Source organism: Psychrobacter sp. G (assembly GCF_000418305.1).
Classification (GTDB): domain Bacteria; phylum Pseudomonadota; class Gammaproteobacteria; order Pseudomonadales; family Moraxellaceae; genus Psychrobacter; species Psychrobacter cryohalolentis.
Genome location: NC_021661.1, coordinates 531,124 through 552,188, shown reverse-complemented (window position 1 = coordinate 552,188; position 21,065 = coordinate 531,124). Strand labels below are relative to the sequence as shown.

Genomic DNA, 21,065 nt, shown 5'->3' with positions numbered 1-21,065 from the left:
CGCATATAATGGCTAGTTTATAAAACCTTGCCAAAAGACTATCTAGGCATTAGAACTCTATCAATCACATGTACCACACCATTACTGGCAGTAATGTCCGTTTTTAAGAGATTTGCTGTACGTCCACTTTCATCCATCAATTTGCCTTGGGCTGTGACCATAAGCGTGTCCATGCTTAACATAGTTATATTGCCTGGTCTAACATCCTTGGCATAAATAGGTGCTGCGGCGTTAATCACGTGATAGCTTAAGATTTTAGTCAATAGTGGTTTATTGGCAAAGAGCTGTGCTTTGGTCATGTTATTTTCTTGTAACGCTTGCATAAAGGCAGCATTGGTTGGCGCAAGAATCGTATAGTTGGCATTAGGATTAGAGAGCGCGCCCGCTAAATCAGCGGCAACGACAGCTTCTACGAGTACAGAGAAGTCAGGATTGCTTTGGGCAATTTGTACTACATTCATTTTTGCCATTGATTGGCTATGCATGGGCGCTTTCATAGGAGCGCTTTTGGCTGGCATCATATTGTTACAAGCACTTAGACCTGCAATTGAAACAGCTAAAGTACCAATAGCAGCGATTTTGATGATTTTCATAATATTATCCTTAATGAGTAAATATCTATAATCTGTTGGTTTTTATCTGGTATGTCAGATGAGATTGGCTTTCCCTAGCAGCAACGCTTAACGATATAATCACTGATTTGATAATGCATGATTACCCATGAAAAATAATATATAGGCAAACTTGCAAATAAAATCATCAATCCTTACTAATAAGCACTGCTTATGAAACATCAATCCTTCTGAAATTAAATTAACATATCCTTAAGTGGCGTAAACGGCTATTTACGCTACTTTTTGTGGTGGGCATGTAATCTGTATTTGCATTATAAAGTGATACTTTTACGTTTATAATCATAAGTAAAGCTTTCTGTAACCCTAAGGATAAATGATATTCATTTGTGCTCACACGCTTTATGCAATAGACTTTGATAACCTGACATTGGCAATATATTTTCTGCTAAAATCATCTGTATTTATTTACTATTTTTTACTGGCATTGATGGTTTTAACGTCTTCTCTATTAAAAATTATAACGACTTTTTCCTCTTCTTTTTTATAACTTTGACTCTATAAGCAGCGCTCCTATGATTCCAACAGCCCGTTCTCAAACTAATACTTCTTTAACCAATCTAACTGACGCCAGTAACCCAAATGCTAATCCCAATGACTTTATATTGACGCCGCCTGCTGTATTCCCTTATAAGGATCAGCAGCTAACCGCACGCGCACGTATCACGGAGCAAATGGCAGCACGGATTTTGATGCTCGATGGCGCCATGGGCACGCATATTCAGAACTATAAATTAGAGGAAGCGGACTATCGCGGTGAGCGCTTTGCTGATATCAAGCAAGATGTCCGCGGCAATAATGATTTATTGGTGCTGACGCAGCCACATATGATTAAAGAGATTCATTTGGCGCATTTGGAATCTGGCGCTGATATTATCGAGACCAATAGCTTTAATGGTACGCGGCTGTCGATGGCAGACTACGATATGCAGTATCTCGTGCCTGAGCTAAATAAAACGGCTGCTAAAATCGCACGTGAAGCCGCTGACGAATACACTGCGAAGAATCCAGAAAAACCACGCTTTGTCGCTGGGGTTATTGGTCCGACATCGCGTACTTGCTCGCTATCACCTGACGTTAATGACCCCGCCTTTCGTAATATTACCTTTGATGAACTGGTGCTGAACTATCGCGAAGCAACCTTGGCGCTAATGGAAGGTGGCGTTGATCTCATTTTGATTGAGACTATTTTTGATACGCTTAACGCCAAAGCAGCAATCTTTGCCGTCACAGGCGTGTTTGATGATATCGGATTTGAATTGCCAATTATGATTTCAGGGACGATTACAGATGCGTCAGGTCGTACGCTATCTGGGCAAACGGCGGAAGCGTTTTATAACTCGATTCGCCATGCCAAACCGCTATCCGTTGGCTTTAACTGTGCCTTGGGTGCTGATGCCCTACGTCCGCATATCCAAACGCTATCGAATATTGCCAATACTTATGTCTCTGCGCATCCTAATGCCGGTCTGCCCAATGAGTTTGGTGAATATGATGAAACTGCCGATGAAACTGCTGCACTGCTTGAAGGCTTTGCCAAAGCTGGTATCTTAAATATCGTTGGCGGCTGTTGTGGTACAACACCTGAGCATATCCGTCAAATCGCTAATATGGTAGCAAAGTACCCACCGCGCATCATTCCTGAGATTCCGCCTGCCTGCCGCTTATCTGGTCTTGAGCCATTTACCATCAATAAAGACAGTCTATTCGTCAACGTTGGTGAGCGTACCAATGTCACGGGTTCGAAGAAATTCTTACGCCTAATCAAAACCGAAGCTTATCTTGAGGCGCTTGACGTTGCCCGTGACCAAGTCGAAGGCGGCGCGCAAATCGTCGATATCAATATGGACGAAGGGATGCTTGACTCTAAACAAGCGATGATTCACTTCGTCAACTTGGTGTCAGGCGAGCCAGATATTAGCCGTGTACCGTTGATGCTGGACTCATCGAAATGGGACATTATCGAAGAAGGTCTTAAACGCACCCAAGGTAAATGTGTCGTCAACTCTATCTCATTAAAAGAAGGTCACGCTGAGTTCGTCGAGCGTGCCAAGCTCTGTATGCGCTATGGTGCAGCCATTATTGTTATGGCATTCGATGAAGATGGTCAGGCGGATACCTTTGAGCGTAAAACTCAGATTTGTAAACGCAGCTATGATGTGTTGGTCGATGAAGTGGGCTTTCCCTCTGAAGATATTATCTTTGACCCGAATATTTTTGCGGTTGCTACCGGTATCACTGAGCACAATAACTACGGTGCCGACTTTATTAACGCGACCAAATGGATTACGGAAAATCTGCCCAATGCGATGGTTTCAGGCGGTGTCTCTAACGTCTCGTTTAGTTTCCGTGGTAACCCGATTCGTGAAGCCATCAATTCTGTATTCCTTTATCATGCGATTCAAAACGGATTAACGATGGGTATCGTCAACCCTGCCATGCTTGAGCTATATGATGACATTCCTGTCGAGGCACGCGATGCCATCGAAGATGTGATGCTTAATCGCAATCAAGGCGAAACTGGGCAAGATGCCACCGAACGGCTGATGACCATCGCTGAAAACTATCAAGATGGCGGTAAGAAAAAAGACAGCACCGTCGATATGACATGGCGTGAAGGTACCGTTGAAGAACGGATTGCTCATGCGTTGGTAAAAGGTATTACTACTTTTATCGAAGCGGATACTAAAGAAGCGTGGGAGAAATATCCGCGCCCACTGGAGGTCATCGAAGGGCCATTGATGGACGGTATGAACATCGTCGGTGATTTATTCGGTGCTGGTAAAATGTTCTTACCGCAGGTCGTGAAATCTGCGCGCGTCATGAAGCAGTCGGTCGCTTGGCTAAATCCGTATATCGAAGCGGAAAAAGTCGAGGGTGAAAAGAAAGGTAAAATCCTCATGGCAACGGTCAAAGGCGACGTCCATGATATCGGTAAAAATATCGTCGGCGTGGTACTCGGCTGTAATGGCTATGATATTGTCGATTTGGGCGTCATGGTACCTTGTGAGAAAATCCTTGATACCGCGATAGCTGAGAAAGTCGATATTATTGGCTTATCAGGTCTGATTACCCCAAGCCTTGATGAGATGGTCTATGTCGCCAAGCAAATGCAAGAGCGTGGCATGACTTTGCCATTGATGATCGGTGGTGCAACGACCTCAAAAGCACATACGGCGGTCAAAGTCGAACCACAATACCAAAACAATGGTGTCATCTATGTGGCGGATGCCTCACGCTCTGTCGGCGTAGTGACCAAGCTACTGTCAAAAGAGCATTGCCAAGGTCTCATTGATGAAACCCGCGAAGAATATATCAAGGTGCGTGAGCGTCTGGCTAAGCGCCAACCAAAGGCGGCGAAGGTCACATATGCCGAATCGGTCAAGATTGGCTTTCAGTATGATTGGGACAACTATGTGCCACCGACGCCTAATAAATTAGGGCAAGTGATCTTTGACGACTATCCTATCACTAACCTGCTGCCTTATATCGATTGGACACCCTTCTTTATCTCTTGGGGACTTGCTGGCAAATATCCAAAAATATTGCAAGATGATGTGGTTGGCGAAGCGGCGCGTGATTTGTTCGATAATGCTAATGAGCTGATGCAAAAGATGATTGATGAGCAATTAATCGTCGCAAAAGGCGTGTTTAAACTCATGCCAGCTCGTCGTACTGGCGCGGATACCGTCACCGTTTATGATAAAGCACCGACTAAGGGCGGCATAGCAGAATATCAATTTGAGCATTTACGTCAACAAAGTGACAAAGCCAGCGGCAAGCCAAACTTTAGCTTGGCAGATTTTATCTCACCATCGGATACGCACACGGATTATCTTGGCGGCTTTACTGTTTCGATCGTTGGAACAGAAGCGCTGGCTGAGAAGTATAAAGCGGCTGGTGACGACTATAATGCCATTATGGTACAAGCATTATCTGACCGCTTAGCCGAAGCCTTTGCCGAACATCTGCATGAGCTGATTCGCAAAGAATACTGGGGCTATCAGGCTGATGAGAGCTTAACCAATGAGGATATGATTAAAGAAAAATACGTCGGTATTCGCCCTGCACCTGGCTACCCTGCCTGCCCTGAACATACGGAAAAAGGCAAACTGTTTGAATGGCTTGGTACGGTTGAGGCTATCGGTACGACCTTGACTGAAAGCTATGCGATGTGGCCTGCGTCATCAGTCAGCGGCTTTTATTACTCACATCCTGATAGTGAGTACTTTAACGTCGGTAAGATCAGTCGTGATCAGTTAGAGAGTTATGCTGAGCGTAAAGGTTGGGATATGAAGACGGCTGAGAAGTGGTTGAATCCAAATTTGTAGGTTACTAATGATTTAGATATCTATTTAGCATACAAACTTTATCATTATTGATAAGCCAAATATCAAACATTGATATTTGGCTTTTTATTCATTCACTATGTTTATCTTTCCCCCGCCGACACTTCTCCGAACAATAAATCACCTGTGCCCAATCCTTCTCCCACTTCTTGCGCCAGGCAAAAGGACGCTGGCAGACGGGGCAGGTTTTTTGCGGTAAGTTTACTTTTTTGTGTGCCATCGTCTGCTCCCTTGTGCCGTATATCTAATATCTATGGTTAGTTATTACTGCCTATTTATCTTCTTTTTGATGATCCAATCCTTCATATTTCTTCACGCGGCGGCATTGGTCGGAGCAATAGACCATGCTCTCCCAGTTTTTATCCAACTTTTTAGTCCAACTAAATTCGCGCTCGCAGACAGGACAGAGTTTTTTGCGGACGTTCTTCTTTTTATGCGCCATGATATTTACCTTTAAGTTAAAAAAATCGCTTAACGACCCCAAATTGGTGAGCGCACTACTCCGCCCGTTTTACTGCTAATTGCATAACTGGTATTCCCTTCTAGAGAATGGATAACCAAGCTGCCGCCACTTTGACTGCTTTGACCGCCTACTTGTCCACCCAAATTTGACTGACGCGTTGGATAGATGGCGTATTGCCCAGAAGGCGACAGTCGCGCTGGCTCATCGAGTCCCGTTTCTGCCAGATTGATGACTTGTCTGGTGGTAAGCATCATTACTGACGCCTTGCGACCATTAAGATATGCCAAACGTTGACTATCTAAGCTAAGCTGAGGACTAGCAGCATAGGCTCCCGTCGATATCAGCGCGGCGTTGCCCGTGGCAAAGCTATAACGATAAATGCTTGGGCGACCAGCGCGGACTTTATCACTGGTATAGACAAAGCTTTGTCCATCGCTGGCGTAGCTTGGCTGCACCTCAGTACTCGGTAGCGTGGTGAGCTGTTTGGTATCGCCATCGCTTAAACGCATCTCATAGATATCGGCATTGCCACCAACGGTTGAGCTATAAAGCAGCTTTTTACCATCGGGTGAGAATGACGGTGATAAATTGCTGCCTTCTGCGTTGACGACCAAATTATGACTACCGCTTTTGACATCGTAAATATAAATCTTTGGATGCTGATGCGCGGCTTGTTTGCTATAAGCGAGCATTTGACCATCCGCTGACCACGTAGGCGCGTAGATATAGCCATTTAGCTGATCAATCAATTGACGCCCGCTTCCATCGGGGCGGATACGATATAGCGTCGAGACCTTGGCAGCACCCACGCCTTGCTCCTCTACATAAGCAATATAGCCTTGTCGATCTATTGCTGGCATGCCAATAGTGAGCGGATTATTCATAGCCATCGCGCTAGGCGCTTTGGACAAAGCAGTTGGCATGGTCTGGCAGCCTGTTAATACCGCCAGCATTGAAAGCATGATAATAGGAACAGTACTGTTTAGACTACGAATATTAACAGTCTGTTTTAAGACAGCAGTTTTTAACATAAGATAAAGTCCTATAGAGCCATTCGATATGAGCTATTTAAAACGTGCAACTTACTATTAATAATATCAAGTAGAAAAATGCTAAATGAAATATAAGTCATCAGGAACAGCGATGTCGCTAGTGTAACGCAAATTGTTCTCTTCTTTTAAACAAAAATTTTAGACGAAAAAATGCCCCACTGCTAAGTGAGGCATTTTTTATATACGGTTATAATATAACGGTAGTAACTGACTGTCTCTATTATTTAGTAACCGCTTTAAAGTGTGCAACTTGACTGTTATTTTTGATGGTCAAGATAGGCGTGTTGTTTGCATTAGTACTAATGCTATATTTACCTTGTACCGTAGCAAGCGTCGCTGTATCAAAGCTAGCTTGTGGCTCAGGGCATGCCATCATAGTAGATAGAACATTGCCTAATACAACATTGCCATTCACAACATTATAGTTAGAACCCATGTTATTACAAGTATTGACAAACGCAACACGGTCATTGCCGTTGTCTTTGAAGAATTTTAGGGTAAGTGGTTTGGCTGGATCAAAGAATAACTGAGTGACCTTGTCACCATTTGCACGCTTGGCATCAACAAGCTGCCAATCATACGCTTGTAGTGCATTAGCAGTAATTGGTTGAGTCACAGGCGCCGTTACGATAGGAGCAGTTTGGCAACCAGCAGCCAATGTACCTACAGTAAGGGTAGCAGCCATCATTATTTTGGTCATATTTTTCATATAAAATCCTAGAGGTTTCAAATATTAATATACAAAGTAAGATACTCATTGTTTATCATTTTAATCAGTAGCGCTTGCTCTGATGAATTTGTTGTTTTCTTTAGTCTAAACAATGCGGCTATTATGCCCATTTTTCATAAGCCTATCATGATAGATTGAGTACCAATGACCGCTATATTTGTTCCACTCTATGGTATTTTTGCTAATATGCCTTGCTAAGCCAGTTATGAGCTGCTAACACACAATAAATCTATCCTTAAGAATAAATTTATTGTTTCAAAACTTATTAAGCTATGTTTATAGCTTTTTACTTGCCTTTAAATTCCCACCTATAGCCTGTCTTTTGGTTAATTCATATCAGCAGTTTTCTGCTGCTGCAGGGCGGCATAACCTGTTAAACGCTTGCGTTCAGAGTCGTTAAACAATTGCCTTTCAATCTGATTGATTTGAGCTTGTGATTGCGTTTGTGATTGATTGACGCTTTGTTTTAGAAGTTGCTGTTTTTGCGCTTGATACTGATTAAAACGTTTATCAAAGCTAGCGTCTGCTTGATCTACTTGCGCTAAGCGTGCTGCCGCTGGTGCACCAACCAGCTCTCGACGCATATTGTATAGCGCTTCAGGCGTGGCACCTTTTGCTTGCATCTGTTCTGTACGCGTCATCAACTCGTTTAGATTGGCTTGCTGGGCAATGTTGGTTTTGGTCGCATTGTCTGGCATGCGGCTAATATAATCTTGTCTTGTAGCTTCTTTTTGCGCATCAGACAGTTGGGCATTTTGGTTGATTCTGACCATCTCCATACTATAGTCATCATACTCATCTTCTGCACCAAAGAAGGCGATAATGGTTTCTTTATCAAAACGCTGTTGACGCAATCTAGCGACATCTTGTTTTTGCTGAGTGACGACGTTTAAATCTAGCTCGCCACTTTGGGTCGCTTGCAACTGTAGAGTACCGTACTTTTTCTCAATCTCAGGCATGGCTTTGAGATAAGCCACATATTGGTCAAATATAGCAAGCGCTTGACTGGCGGCTGGCTCTGGCGTATGACTACGAATATAACTCTCTACGCGAGCATAGATAGTTGCTTCCTCTTCTTCACCAAGTGCCGATAAAAAATAATCAAATAAACGCCGTAAGCCTTCAGTAACGACCAGTTGCTTGTTTTCATCAATGATAATCTCGCCATCGACATCAGTACCTTGCAAGGAGCGCGGTAAACTCTCAAGTCCTGTGGTAAATTTAATCGTACTTTGCTTAGATTTTTTGCTCATGCCGCTATCAGAGCTCGCTTCGTCTGTAGATTTAGCGCTAGCTTGACTGTCGAGTACTGTAGAAACCGCTTGAGAAGAGAGTTTACTATTGTCATTAGGCTTAAACCACCAAATAATCGCTACTACTAGCACGACTATCACAGCGATGATGACTGGCAAAAAGGGTGAACGGCGATTATTTGACATAACGAGAATATCTTATTTAATCAATCGGTTTATGTAGGGGTTTACGATAAATAAAAATGGATAAAGAAAAAGGGTCATTTTAGTATTGACCCTTTTTCTATAAAAGCTATGAATCATAAGAGCTGTGAATCTGTTAACTCGTCTATGAACGTTATAAATTGGCTTTTTTCAGACGATTGACGTGATCACGATACAAAGTTTCTGGATCAGGCTGTCCCCACGCTGTTAAGGCAAGAATTTGATTGGCTGAATCTAAGTGGTTCATACTATAGTCGTCTCGAATCACATAACCCAGTCGGCTTGAGCAGGCAGATACCAAGCCATCGTTGGGATCATTGTCAAAGGTTGTCCCTGTGAGTGCGAGCAAATAATCACTAGGATCAATACCATTGGTTATTTGCCCAACGCCACTAAATGAGTAATACTTGATACCATTAACTTCAGTATTTGTAGGTTGACCACAATAGCTGGTCGGCATCGCCGCAGGAAATTTAGCATTAAACTTGGCAGCACCATCAGTTGATAACGCGACAGCTGTATTCCAAGCTTCTTGTTTATTAAGTTCTGTTGGGCTCGTACCTGAGCCAATATCCGTAACGCCACCGAATAGCTGTAAGAAAACAGATACCGCTTGTGTCACCAAACTATCCTCAGAAAGCGTTTGCATCACTGCATCTGCCGTTTTTGAGCCTTGTTCTGGACTGGAAATAGCAGTGACAGAAGCGACATACTTTGGTGCCACGCCAGCGACATAACGAACATCAATACCGCCTTGACTGTGACCCAATAAATTCACTTTTGGGCTGCCTGAAATGGCACTGATGGTTTTTACTTTCTGTAAAAGCTGCTCGCCGCGAATTTCGCTATTATTAAAAGAAGAGCTTTTTGTGGTGTACACTTGACTGCCACCGCTCATGAGTGTTTCAGGAATACCATAAAAATAATCGACCAAGCCGAACATCTTAGTAAAGCCTCCCATACCATGGGCTAGTACTATTGGATATTTGGTTTTGGTATAATCTGAGGTGAAGTACTGACTACTCACGAGCTGGCAGCCGTCAGCATTTGCACAGTTGTAATATTGACCAGATGCTTGAGCAGAGGTGGTTTGCATAGTCATCAAAAGCATACCGGTGGCAATGGCACCTAATGACGGTAGAGCTACACTTGGTGTTAGCACAGCGCGGAGAGAGGGTTTTATAAACATAACAACATCCTTGTTATCGTAAACGTGATTCTATCTTTATATGCCTTGTTTGTTGCATCCTGCACAAAGCGGTATAGAGGGCTACTAAATCATTTAGCAAACAAAATTACAATACTTATATATTCTGTAACATTCAACTGGTTTTTGACATTCACACGCCTATTATGATGACTCTATAGTCATTTTTATGTATATAAAGTCAGTCAATATCGATATGATTGAAATATTCAATAACTTGCATTCAAGCAGCAACTTGTGCGTTTATGCTATAATTGATGACCTAAATTCTATAACTATAAGTACGACGATGATGACTAAAAAATCTCTTATCCAATCTCCTGAAGCCATAGAAAAAATGCGCGTGGCTGGTAAACTTGCCAGCGATGTCCTTGTGTTGCTTGATGAGCATGTCAGAGTGGGCATCAGTACTGAAGCACTGAACCAAATTGCCCATGATTATATCGTTAATGTGCAACAAGCTATTCCTGCACCGCTTAACTACAATGGTTTTCCAAAATCTATCTGCACCTCGATTAACCACGTGGTTTGTCATGGTATTCCATCCGAAAATAAATTGCTAAAAGACGGCGACATCATCAATATCGATGTGACCGTGATTAAAGATGGCTATTATGGTGATACCTCAAAAATGTGGATCGTCGGCAATGGCTCTATCATGGCGCAGCGTATCTGCAAAGTAGCACAAGACGCCCTATATGCTGGCATGAGCGTGGTCAAAAACGGCGCGCGTTTGGGCGACGTTGGTGCGGCTATCCAAGCAGTGGTTGAGCCTGAGCGTTTTAGTATCGTGCGTGAGTTCTGTGGTCACGGTATCAGTAATGAGTTCCACCATGAGCCACAAGTCATGCACTATGGCCAAAAAGGTACGGGCTTTGAGCTAAAAACTGGCATGACTTTTACCATCGAGCCTATGATTAACGAAGGCAAATGGCAGACTAAGATTTTACCGGATGAATGGACTGCTATCACTAAAGATCGCAAGCTATCCGCCCAGTGGGAGCATACCATGGTCGTAACGGATAATGGCTGTGAAGTATTCACCACGCGCCCTGAAGAAGATTTGAGTTTCTTGACTCAGTAATACAATAAAAGATCGCTTAGGCGGTCTTTTTTTTCGTCTATTATTAATGGTTGTCCCCCACTATTCTTGATGGTTTTTTATCTTTATACTTTCTCCATCTTATTGATCGCTTTTTATTTTTAGCGATCCTTATTTACTGAACTAGACTTCAAACTTTTAACTGGATAAATCTCATGTTTAATTGTGATGTCACCGCTATTGATTTGACACCGATGCCTTTGTTTTCAGCAGACAATATGACAACTGCCTCTTTATCAACAGACACGAGCGTGGTAGAAAAATCGCTATTTGGTATTCCTGAATGGTTGCTTCAAATAAATGACGATATCAGCCGCGCACTCGAACGTGGCGTCAATATCCGGCAACTGGTTAGCGCGCGTGCTTGCGTGATTGATGATTTATTGATCGAATTATTTAAATGCTTTGGGCTTGATAAGACGGATTTGGCACTGTTTGCAACTGGTGGCTATGGTCGCGGTGAGTTATCGCTACATTCAGATATCGATATTTTGCTACTGATGCCACATGATATTGACGCTGATACCAGTAGTAAAATTGATAACTTGGTGGCACTCTTATGGGACATTGGACTTGAGCCTGCGTTATCAGTACGCAGCGTCAGTGACTGCTTGGAGGCGGCGCTTGACCATACTATTGCCAGTGCATTATTAGAGGCTCGCCTATTAATAGGCAATGACGCCTTGCAAAATGTCCCGCACCAAATAGTAAACAATCAATGGTCCCCGCGCTCGTTTTATGATGTAAAAATCGATGAGGCAAAAGCACGTTATTTACAGCACAATGCCACAGAATATAATCTTGAGCCCAATATAAAAACCGCTCCTGGTGGTCTGCGCGATATCCATATTATTGGCTGGGTGACCAAACGCTATTTTCGGGTCAGTAAGCTCTATGATCTGGTACAACAGAACTTTTTGACTGAAAAGGAATTCGATGAATTAAGCTTTTCAGAAAACTATTTATGGCAGATACGGCACTACCTGCACGAACTGACTGGTCGCAATGAAAACAAGCTGTTATTCGATTATCAGCGTGAGATTGCTCAACTGATGGGCTATGATACCCAGACAGATGATCAACCAAATGCTGCGGTAGAGCGCTTTATGCGCGATTATTACCGCTGTGCGATGCAAATATCAACATTGTCTGAAATGCTAACCAATCACTATTACGAAACCATTATCGAGGCACAGTTGCCTGATGAAGAACGCCCAAAAAAACAGCCTATTAATGCCCGCTTTAACCAAGTCGGCGACCAAATCGCAATGGCGCATCACAGAGTATTTGCGCAGCATCCCGAGTCGATTTTAGAGATGTTTTTACTTATGGGTCAGTATGGCATCAAGAATGTCCGTACCCATACTTTGCGCGCGCTAAAAATTGCAGCGCGTGGTATTGATCAGGCTTATCGCGACAATCCTACGCATCAAACCTTGTTTCTAGCCAATTTAAAAGAGCAGAATTATCTCTTTCATCGTCTGCGTACCATGAATCGCTATGGCGTGCTTGGCAACTATATCCCCGCCTTTGCTCAAGTTACTGGTTTGATGCAGTATGACTTGTTCCATCGTTATACGGTCGATGCCCATACCTTATTTTTGATTCGTATTCTGCACCGTTTTACGGATCCGCATTTTTATGAAGATTTTCCGCTCGTGAGCTCCATCTTTCAGCGCATTGAGCGCAAAGAGATTTTGGTATTAGCGGCGATGTTTCATGATATTGCCAAAGGTCGTGGCGGCAATCATAGTCAACTTGGCGAAATCGAGTCGATTGAGTTTTGTTTGGCTCATGGTATGAGTACTGCCGACGCCAATCTGGTTGGCTGGTTGACCCGTTATCATCTGCTGATGTCAATGACAGCTCAGAAAAAAGATATCTCAGACCCAGAGGTTGTGACACTATTTGCAGATTTGGTGGGTAACGTTACCCATCTAAACCATCTGTATGTCTTAACCGTCGCGGATATGAACGCCACTAATCCACAACTTTGGAACAGCTGGCGTGCGACACTTATGAAGCAACTATATTCGCAAACGCGCCGTATTTTGCGGGCGGATATTGATGCCCCAACCAATCGTCAAGATATGATTAGTGCCACACGCAAGCAAGCACTGATAATGCTAGATAACGTCGACAATCAGCATATGAATCGCGATGAGGTGCTGAGATTGTGGGATGATTTGGGCGATGAGTATTTTTTGCGTGAAATTGCAGAAGATATCTTATGGCATACTGAAGCGATTTTGAATCATCCACCTATAGGTCGAGCGTCAAATGCTGATAGTCCGCCATTAGTCGTTCTACGTGAGCATCGAGAGCTGGCGCTTGATGCAGTACAGGTTTTTGTTTATACCCAAGATCAGGTCAATTTGTTTGCGGTGACTATGGCCGTATTCGATCAGATGAATCTTGATGTATTGGATGCCCGTATTATCACAGCGACCCGTGATTTTGCGTTGGATTCTTATGTACTACTCGACCGTAGCGGTACTTTACTGGTCGATAGCGATAGCCAGCAAGAGCTTAAGCAGCGACTGATTGATGCCTTTAAAAATCCTACCGCGCCCAAACTGACGCACAAACGAATTCCACGCCAGCTCAAACATTTCGATGTAGCAACGACGATCAATTTTGAGTTCAATGATGCATCAAGTCAGCACATCATGAGCTTAGAGACCCTTGATCAGCCAGGTCTACTTGCCCGTGTTGGACAAGTATTTTTGCAGCAGCAGATTGAGGTACATGCCGCGCGTATTACTACGCTTGGCGAGCGTGCAGAAGACATGTTTTATATCAGCGATCAAAATGATCAAGCACTGAGCACTGATAAACTTAAGACGTTAAAAACGGCACTGATAGACAGTCTTAGTGTCCGTAATGATAGAGTCTAGCTAATTTTCTATATCAAGCTTTTGTAGATGATGCCACGTGCATATTCCTTCAGTGCATCATCGGCAAGCTCTAGAGGCAGTATATCGGCTTCTACCTTTTGGTCGCCATATATCAAGCGTCCCGCATCGACCTCCTTTTGTAGGAGGCGGTGCAAGCTGGCCAAACGAAATTCTGCATTATAATATCGGTAGATTTGCTTCAAAGTAATAGGGGCTTTGGCATGAACATCGCGATACAAGCTATCAGAAGCCAAGATAGTCATCTCATTAAGCATCTCTTCACGCGACAAATCGGCTTGATTGATCTTATATTGCAACTGCCTAGCAAGTCTGTCTTTAAAACTCAGCATCACAATAAAAATTAAGGTTTGTACGACAAATAAAGCGATGTATTGCCACAGAGGTAACGATATATCTAGCAACTTGCTAAGCAGCATGAGTACCATAGCAACGACTATATAGCTGACCAATTGCCAGAGCAGCCACATCATAAAACTGTTATCGCCAAACCAAAACATTTGACGTTCTCGTAACAGTGTCAACTGCTGGCGTGATTTCCACCAAGTCTGTTCACGCTGCTTTAACTGCTTATAAACGTCAAGACTTTCATGATTATCAAAGTATTTTTCATTGATATCCTTAGCATCGAGACTGTCCGTTTTTAACATACTAGACATATCAAATTATTCCTAAAATACGCTGTCAGAAAAGCCAGCATTTATCTTTACTTAGTAATACAGACATCACATCGCTTTTATAATAACGCGTTACGATATAGTCACATGATTACCTATTTACACAGCCATATAGTTAAAATAACAATGCTTAAATATCCTCTAGCCAAGTCATTACAAAGCACTATAAGGAAATATAAGAAGAAAAAGACAAAAAATAAGAGAAGTGCTACACTGCTTAAATGTAATTTTTCTTTATAACTTTATTATTAACTGTCTATTATAGTTAGCCTGCCTATGAATCACAACTTGACGTCCCTACACCCTTATCCATTCGCTAAGATGGCCACTTTACTGGCTGATAGTACTCCAGCCCATAGCTATGATGAAATCAAACTGGGTATTGGTGAGCCAAAACATGCGCCGCCAGCCTTTGTTCTGGACGTGCTACGCGAAAACTTGGACAAAATAAGCCATTATCCGACCACAAATGGGCTATTTGAGCTGCGTCAGACCATTGCTCATTGGCTTGAGAAGCGCTTTTTCTTAAATCACCTCAACCCTAATACGCAAGTATTGCCAGTAATGGGTACACGTGAGGCAATATTTAGTATCGTGCAGGCAGTGATTAATCACGAGACAGAGACTGTTAGTCAGACGGCAACGCTCAACCAATCGCCTACTCCTACGCCTATAGTAGTTATGCCTAATCCCTTTTATCAGATATATGAAGGGGCGGCGATATTAGCGCAAGCAACGCCTTATTTTATCCCTTGCACCTCCGACAATAGCTTTAAGGGGGATTTTCGTAGTGTGCCAAAAGATATCTGGACGCGTACGCAGTTGTTATTTGTCTGTAGCCCAAACAACCCAACCGGTTCAGTGATGACGATGGATGACTGGGAGCAAGTGTTGCGCCTATCAGACCAATATGGCTTTATCATTGCCAGCGACGAGTGTTATAGCGAGCTGTATTTTGATAAAGCGCCAATAGGCTTGCTGCAAGCCTGCGCTGCCCTTGGTCGACACGATTTCAAAAATTGTCTGGTGTTTCACTCTTTATCGAAGCGCTCAAACCTACCCGGTTTGCGCTCAGGCTTTGTGGCAGGCGATGCCGCTATCTTGCAGGCTTATTTACAATACCGCACCTATCAGGGTTGCGCGATGCCAATACCTCATCAGCTGGCGTCGATCGCCGCTTGGGAAGATGAGAAGCATGTGGCACACAATCGAGCGCTGTATCAAGAAAAGTTTGCACTCTGGATGTCGGAGCTTGGAGAATTACTGGAGTTACGTATGCCTGAGGCAGGATTTTACTTTTGGATAAAAGCGCCTGAGCAATTCGGTGGTGATGATGAATTATTTGTCAAAGCACTCTATGAGGATGCCAATATTCACGCGCTTGCCGGACGTTACCTATCACGCGAGGTCAATGGTGAAAATCCGGGGCAAGGCTATGTGCGTATTGCTTTGGTGGCAAGCGTCGAGGAAAGTCGCGAGGCAATCAAGCGCATTCGTCAATTACTCGGTGCTTAAAATCGCTATTTAAAACGCATTAAGCTTAACAAACCGCCAATAACCACAATAATATTATGGTTATTGGCGGTTTTCTGTTAAAGAATGCTATAGTAAGTCTTATATTCAGATAATACAGCACTGTTATTTGACGCTGTATTTTTAATAGTTACCAACCTTTTTAATGCTTATGCCATCAAGGATGATGCCATGCCCCATCTTGATTTCACCCAACCACCATTTGATGTATTAAGTGCCGCTGAACGCCAAAGTATCAAAAAAAATACCCAAGTGCGTTATCTTGCCAAAGATGAGATGTTACCAGCGGATGATTTGCAGTACTTCTATGTGGTGCTTAAAGGTCATGTCGAGCAGTTGTTAGATGGTGATTTTGTCGCCTCTTATTTGGGCAACAACCATACTGCCCATCTTAATAGTAATGATTGGTTTGATAGCAGACGCTCACCAAAGTCGCTCATAGAAGATGGGCTGCAAGAAGATAAAAACATTGATTCGCAGCCAGCTGCTTATCAGTTTCGCGCTGTCGAAGATACTTTATTGCTGCAAGTAAATGGGGTAACCATTGATAAAATCGGTGCCCAAAACCATTTCGTACGCCAATTATTGTCAGAAAATCTGCCTGAGCGACTAAAAGCCTTACAGCTAAGGCATGGTGGAAAAAAACTTGACGCTGCCAGCTATGACGACCCTCAGGAAGTACAGCAAATCATGCTACAGCCGGTGATTGATATTACTTTACTACCAGTTCATATCATTGACGCAGACGATAGTCTATATCAAGCAGCACGTACCATGACTGAGGCTGGATTGAAGCATGTTTTGATACGCCCATCAGGACATTTACAAGATAAAAATAGCTCCGATCGTACCTTGGGTATCCTCAGCGATAATGATATCTGCCGCGCCGTCAGCGACCAACAGAACACTACTACAACGCCTTGTCAAAACTATGCAAGTTTTAATCTGCGAACCATTAACGCTGATAATGAGATTGGTGATGCGTTACTGACCATGACTCGCTATCGCATTCACAGGTTACCAGTGATAGATACTAATGGTAAAGTCATCGGTGTGCTTGCACAAGGCGATATGCTTGCTCACATTGGTCATCATTCTCAGCTGATTAGTATTCAAATTAACCAAGCCACAGATTTGCCAAGTTTGGCGACCGCAGTTGAACTCATTGGGCGCTATATACGTGCTCAGCATCAAAACGGTATCAAAATGGGCAACGTCAGCCGCATGGTACAAACCCTTAACGCGCAAGTATTTACCAAACTTTGGCAACTCATCGTTCCTGATGAAGTAATGGAGAATACCTGTGTTATCGTCATGGGCTCAGAGGGTCGCGGCGAGCAAATCATGCGTACCGATCAAGACAATGCGCTCATCATGCGTGATGGTTATGACCACCCTAAGCTGGCACAATTTGCCGATACCTTTAACCAGCACTTAGCAGAACTTGGCTATCCACTCTGTGATGGTCATATCATGATGAATAATCCCATGTGGCGGCAACCATTAAAAGCGTTTAAAGCGCAGATTAGTCTATGGTTTAAAAACACCGACCCGATGCATAGTATTTATTTATCCGCTATATTCGATGGTGAGTATGTCTGCGGTGATGAAACGCTATTGACGCAGGTTCGTGAACATATAAAGACGGCCCATAGGCAGTCAGACTTGATGTTCGTGCGCCAATTTGCACGAGCAGCGCTACAGTTCGGCGATGTCAATCAATGGTGGCAAAAGCTAGTACCGTTATTAGGTGGTAAACCAGGCGATTATACTATTGACCTCAAAAAAGCGGGTATCTTTCCATTGGTACATGGTATCCGTACCTTGGCGTTAGAAAACGATCTCTTTACCGACCCTAGCAGCAAAGGTCGTCTGAAAGCTTTGGTACAGACTCATGCCTTAACCCAAGAGCGGGCGGATACCTTGCTTGAAGCCCTAGAGTTCTTTATGGCCCAGCGCCTATCGGTTGCTTTATTGACAGACAATAAGCATGCAAAAGAAGTCAATCCAACGACCTTGTCTGCCCTTGAGCGTGATTTATTAAAAGAGTGTTTGGCGGTAGTAAAAAGCTTTAAAGACCAGTTAAGCCGACATTATCAGCTTGAATTAGGTTAAGGTAAACCGGTTAGCCTTGGAGATAAATGACTATGAACTGGCTAAAACAGCTGTCTACTGCTTGGCAAAAAAAACAATTACAGCGACCTGAACTGGCATCAATGTTTACGGCACCTGTCGATGAGCAGTGGGTTGCAATTGATTGTGAGATGACCGGACTTAATCCAAAGAAGCATCACCTATTATCGGTAGCTGCCATTCATATCAATGGCGATAAGATTGATACAGGAAATGGGCTGCATCTGCTTTGCAGACCGCCTGTCATGCCTGAGGGCGATACCATCGTCATTCATGGACTGCGCACCGCCGATGTTGAGCATGCGATGAGCTATGATGAGATGCTGGGGTTACTATTGCCCTTTATTGGTAATCGGCCACTTGTGGGGTTTTGTCCGCAAATAGACGTCGGGTTCTTAAACCCTTTAGTAAAGCATTATATGGGTACTCATTTGCCTAATGAGATTATCGATATCCGCCCCCTTTATAGCCGGCGTATGATGGGTCGTAGCCAAGGGCTTTCAAGCCAAGCACAGCATTTGAATAGTATCTTGGCGCATTATAATATTCCTGAGCTTGGCACCCACGATGCTTATAATGATGCCATCATGACGGCAATGGCATTTTTGCATATGCGCTAATATAATGGCTAAAATGCATTATTTAGACAAGGCTTTAAGATAAAAGCACGCTTACAACTACATGCTACAGCTACGCGAAAACAGCAACTCATGTTACCATATCCTGTTTTTGCCACCTGATGATAGGCTGCTCATGCGCTCCTTAGTAAAACCAACTCTACTTAGAACTCATAATTCTTCTATACGCACAACAGCCATTAGCCAATATTTGCAAACGCCGAAAAATATCGGTCAACGTCTATCTTTATTGGTACTAGTTGTTGCTCCTACTTTAGCGCCATTACCGCTGCACGCTGCCTTACCGCAAGAGATTGAGACCGCATTAGCGCGAGCCCATTTAAGCGCAGCAGACATCAGTATCGTTATCACACCTGTGGGAGACAAAAACGCCAGCCGCTTGCCCTCTGTCGTTCAGGTTATCGATAGTAAAAAGGCGGTCAATCAATTGCAGCCTGCAAGCTCAGACGAGATAAATACTGATGCCAATAACAGCAAGCAAAAACTGGTGCAAAACAAGCCGAGCCCTAAGCCGTTAGCCAATTACCAAAGCGCGTTAGTAACCATCGAAAAGCAAACCATCAGACAGCACGACAGACAATTACACGCTTATACCGATGATCCTTATACCCATCAAAGCTTGATGAGTACTCCGTCATTACTGCCAGAAAACGTATTAAACACTGCTAATTATTCTTCCCATCAGAACGACAATATCAGTGCTAATGGCGCAGATAATAATAACAGCGACAATAAAAAATCTGACAGTGAGACCTCAATAAAAATATCGTTTTCGCCATTACTCAATCATCAGCCTGACATAGCACGTACGCCCGCCAGCACGATGAAACTCGTTCCTAGCTTTATTGCCTTAGATATCTTAGGCGCTGACTTTGTCTGGCATACGCGCGTTTATCATACTGGTATTATCATTGGTAATACATTGCTTGGTGATTTGATAATTCAAGGCAGTGGCGACCCAAAAATGACCCATGAGCGCTTACAGCAATTGCTCTATAAAGTGAAAGCAGCAGGCATCCGTCATATCGATGGCGATATCATTGTAGATAGCACTATTTTTAACCATGTCACTAAAGATCCTGCGGCATTTGATAACGCGCCTTTACGTCCTTATAACGCCAGTCCCGATGGTTTTTTGGTAAATTTCAGTACTATTGGTATCCAAAGCTATCCATTAGATAATGCCCAAGCACAGCTGACTTATACGCCGCAGCTGGCAGATTATAAGTTGCCAAATAAGATAAATATACGCCCCTCTGCCTGTGGTCAAGCACGTTATAGTTTAGCGCCGCAGTGGCAAGTAACTCAGCTGACCTTTGATACATCTCTACCCGATAACTGCGGCAACCATGCTTTTTATGTCGCTTATCCTGATGCCAAAGATTTTGCGGCTCGCGTGATCAAAGCCAAATGGCAAGCACTGGATAATACGCTAACGGGCAACGTTGTCGCTCAAGAAACACCATATAAGAATAAGAAATCCATATCAGCGCGCGGTTTGGCAGCTCTACCAATATCGCCTTTACCAATTGTTAGTTATCCTTCCTTAAACTTAACGCAGCAAATCTATGATATCAATCATTTCTCTAATAATGTGATGACTGAGCAAGTAGCGTTATCAATAGGCGCTTATCATAAACCCAGAGATGAAACCGTTAATCCAACCATTAATAAAAACGTCGATAAAGCTATTAATAGTCAGCACAGCTTATATCAATTTGGTAAGCCTGCGACAACGAGCTACCCTGCTGCCTTACAAACCATCAACGAATGGTGGCAAACGCATCTAAGCACGCCGCCGCCACATCTGACCAATGGTTCAGGGTTGTGCCGTGATTGTACCATCAGCGCTGCTAATCTAAGCGAGCTGCTGACTTATGCTTACGCTCACCCAAGCTTTAATGCTTATGTAAACTCGTTAGGTATCGCTGGCGTCAGTGGCACCATTTTGACACATAGCGAGCGTTTACCAGAATCAAACGCCATTGGTCGAGCTTGGATAAAAACGGGCACTTTAAACAATGTCACTTCGATGGCAGGCTATGTCAAAGGCTTATCAGGACAGGATTATGTGGTAGTGGGACTGATCAATAATGAGCAAGCGCTAAATACTTATACAGCAAGAACGGTACTTGACGCCATGCTAGATTGGACAGCGCAGCATTAATTTTTTACGC

Annotated in this window: 15 protein-coding genes; 7 read left to right on the top strand and 8 right to left on the bottom strand. The window is 43.4% G+C overall.

Annotated features, from left to right (window positions below; translation table 11 throughout):
* Window positions 1–38: 38 nt before the first annotated feature.
* Complete coding sequence (locus PSYCG_RS02285) at window positions 39–593, bottom strand: fasciclin domain-containing protein (RefSeq protein WP_020442781.1); 555 nt, start codon at window positions 591–593, stop codon at window positions 39–41.
* 554 nt (window positions 594–1,147) lie between these two features.
* On the opposite strand from PSYCG_RS02285, the gene metH reads away from it, so the two are divergent.
* The gene (gene metH, locus PSYCG_RS02280; RefSeq protein WP_020442780.1) at window positions 1,148–4,963 is read left to right on the top strand and encodes a methionine synthase; all 3,816 of its coding nucleotides are present in this window, start codon (window positions 1,148–1,150) and stop codon (window positions 4,961–4,963) included.
* 88 nt (window positions 4,964–5,051) lie between these two features.
* Here the strand turns inward: metH and PSYCG_RS13175 are convergent, their stop codons facing one another.
* The 6 genes from PSYCG_RS13175 to PSYCG_RS02260 all read right to left on the bottom strand — a co-directional run bounded on the left by PSYCG_RS13175 (window position 5,052) and on the right by PSYCG_RS02260 (window position 9,872).
* A complete protein-coding gene (locus PSYCG_RS13175; RefSeq protein WP_020442779.1) occupies window positions 5,052–5,201 on the bottom strand; it encodes a DUF2256 domain-containing protein in 150 nt (49 codons plus the stop codon).
* A 51-nt stretch (window positions 5,202–5,252) separates the two neighbouring features.
* Complete coding sequence (locus PSYCG_RS13170) at window positions 5,253–5,423, bottom strand: DUF2256 domain-containing protein (protein WP_010196547.1); 171 nt, start codon at window positions 5,421–5,423, stop codon at window positions 5,253–5,255.
* Window positions 5,424–5,452: 29 nt separating this feature from the next.
* Complete coding sequence (locus PSYCG_RS02275) at window positions 5,453–6,475, bottom strand: PD40 domain-containing protein (protein ID WP_020442778.1); 1,023 nt, start codon at window positions 6,473–6,475, stop codon at window positions 5,453–5,455.
* 241 nt (window positions 6,476–6,716) lie between these two features.
* Complete coding sequence (locus PSYCG_RS02270) at window positions 6,717–7,205, bottom strand: META domain-containing protein (RefSeq protein ID WP_020442777.1); 489 nt, start codon at window positions 7,203–7,205, stop codon at window positions 6,717–6,719.
* Window positions 7,206–7,552: 347 nt separating this feature from the next.
* Window positions 7,553–8,665, bottom strand: a complete 1,113-nt coding sequence (locus PSYCG_RS02265; protein ID WP_020442776.1) for a lipase secretion chaperone — start codon at window positions 8,663–8,665, stop codon at window positions 7,553–7,555.
* A 151-nt stretch (window positions 8,666–8,816) separates the two neighbouring features.
* Window positions 8,817–9,872, bottom strand: a complete 1,056-nt coding sequence (locus tag PSYCG_RS02260; RefSeq protein ID WP_020442775.1) for an esterase/lipase family protein — start codon at window positions 9,870–9,872, stop codon at window positions 8,817–8,819.
* Window positions 9,873–10,182: 310 nt separating this feature from the next.
* On the opposite strand from PSYCG_RS02260, the gene map reads away from it, so the two are divergent.
* Together map and glnD are read left to right on the top strand one after the other, a co-directional pair.
* A complete protein-coding gene (gene map / locus PSYCG_RS02255; protein WP_413771532.1) occupies window positions 10,183–10,974 on the top strand; it encodes a type I methionyl aminopeptidase in 792 nt (263 codons plus the stop codon).
* Between the two features lie 173 nt (window positions 10,975–11,147).
* Entirely contained in the window at window positions 11,148–13,889 is a 2,742-nt protein-coding gene (glnD, locus tag PSYCG_RS02250) for a [protein-PII] uridylyltransferase (protein WP_020442773.1), read from the top strand.
* An 8-nt stretch (window positions 13,890–13,897) separates the two neighbouring features.
* Here glnD and PSYCG_RS02245 read toward each other — a convergent pair whose 3' ends face one another.
* Window positions 13,898–14,566, bottom strand: a complete 669-nt coding sequence (locus tag PSYCG_RS02245) for a hypothetical protein (RefSeq protein ID WP_020442772.1) — start codon at window positions 14,564–14,566, stop codon at window positions 13,898–13,900.
* A 294-nt stretch (window positions 14,567–14,860) separates the two neighbouring features.
* On the opposite strand from PSYCG_RS02245, the gene dapC reads away from it, so the two are divergent.
* The 4 genes from dapC to PSYCG_RS02225 all read left to right on the top strand — a co-directional run bounded on the left by dapC (window position 14,861) and on the right by PSYCG_RS02225 (window position 21,055).
* A complete protein-coding gene (gene dapC / locus PSYCG_RS02240) occupies window positions 14,861–16,099 on the top strand; it encodes a succinyldiaminopimelate transaminase (protein ID WP_051130939.1) in 1,239 nt (412 codons plus the stop codon).
* Between the two features lie 189 nt (window positions 16,100–16,288).
* Window positions 16,289–18,232 (top strand): DUF294 nucleotidyltransferase-like domain-containing protein, encoded by a 1,944-nt coding sequence (locus PSYCG_RS02235; RefSeq protein WP_020442770.1) that lies wholly within the window; start codon window positions 16,289–16,291, stop codon window positions 18,230–18,232.
* Window positions 18,233–18,258: 26 nt separating this feature from the next.
* Window positions 18,259–18,870: a 3'-5' exonuclease gene (locus PSYCG_RS02230; RefSeq protein WP_020442769.1), complete on the top strand. Its 612-nt coding sequence runs from the start codon at window positions 18,259–18,261 to the stop codon at window positions 18,868–18,870.
* Window positions 18,871–18,931: 61 nt separating this feature from the next.
* On the top strand, window positions 18,932–21,055 hold the full coding sequence (locus PSYCG_RS02225) for a D-alanyl-D-alanine carboxypeptidase/D-alanyl-D-alanine-endopeptidase (protein ID WP_020442768.1): 2,124 nt from the start codon (window positions 18,932–18,934) through the stop codon (window positions 21,053–21,055).
* Window positions 21,056–21,065: the final 10 nt, after the last annotated feature.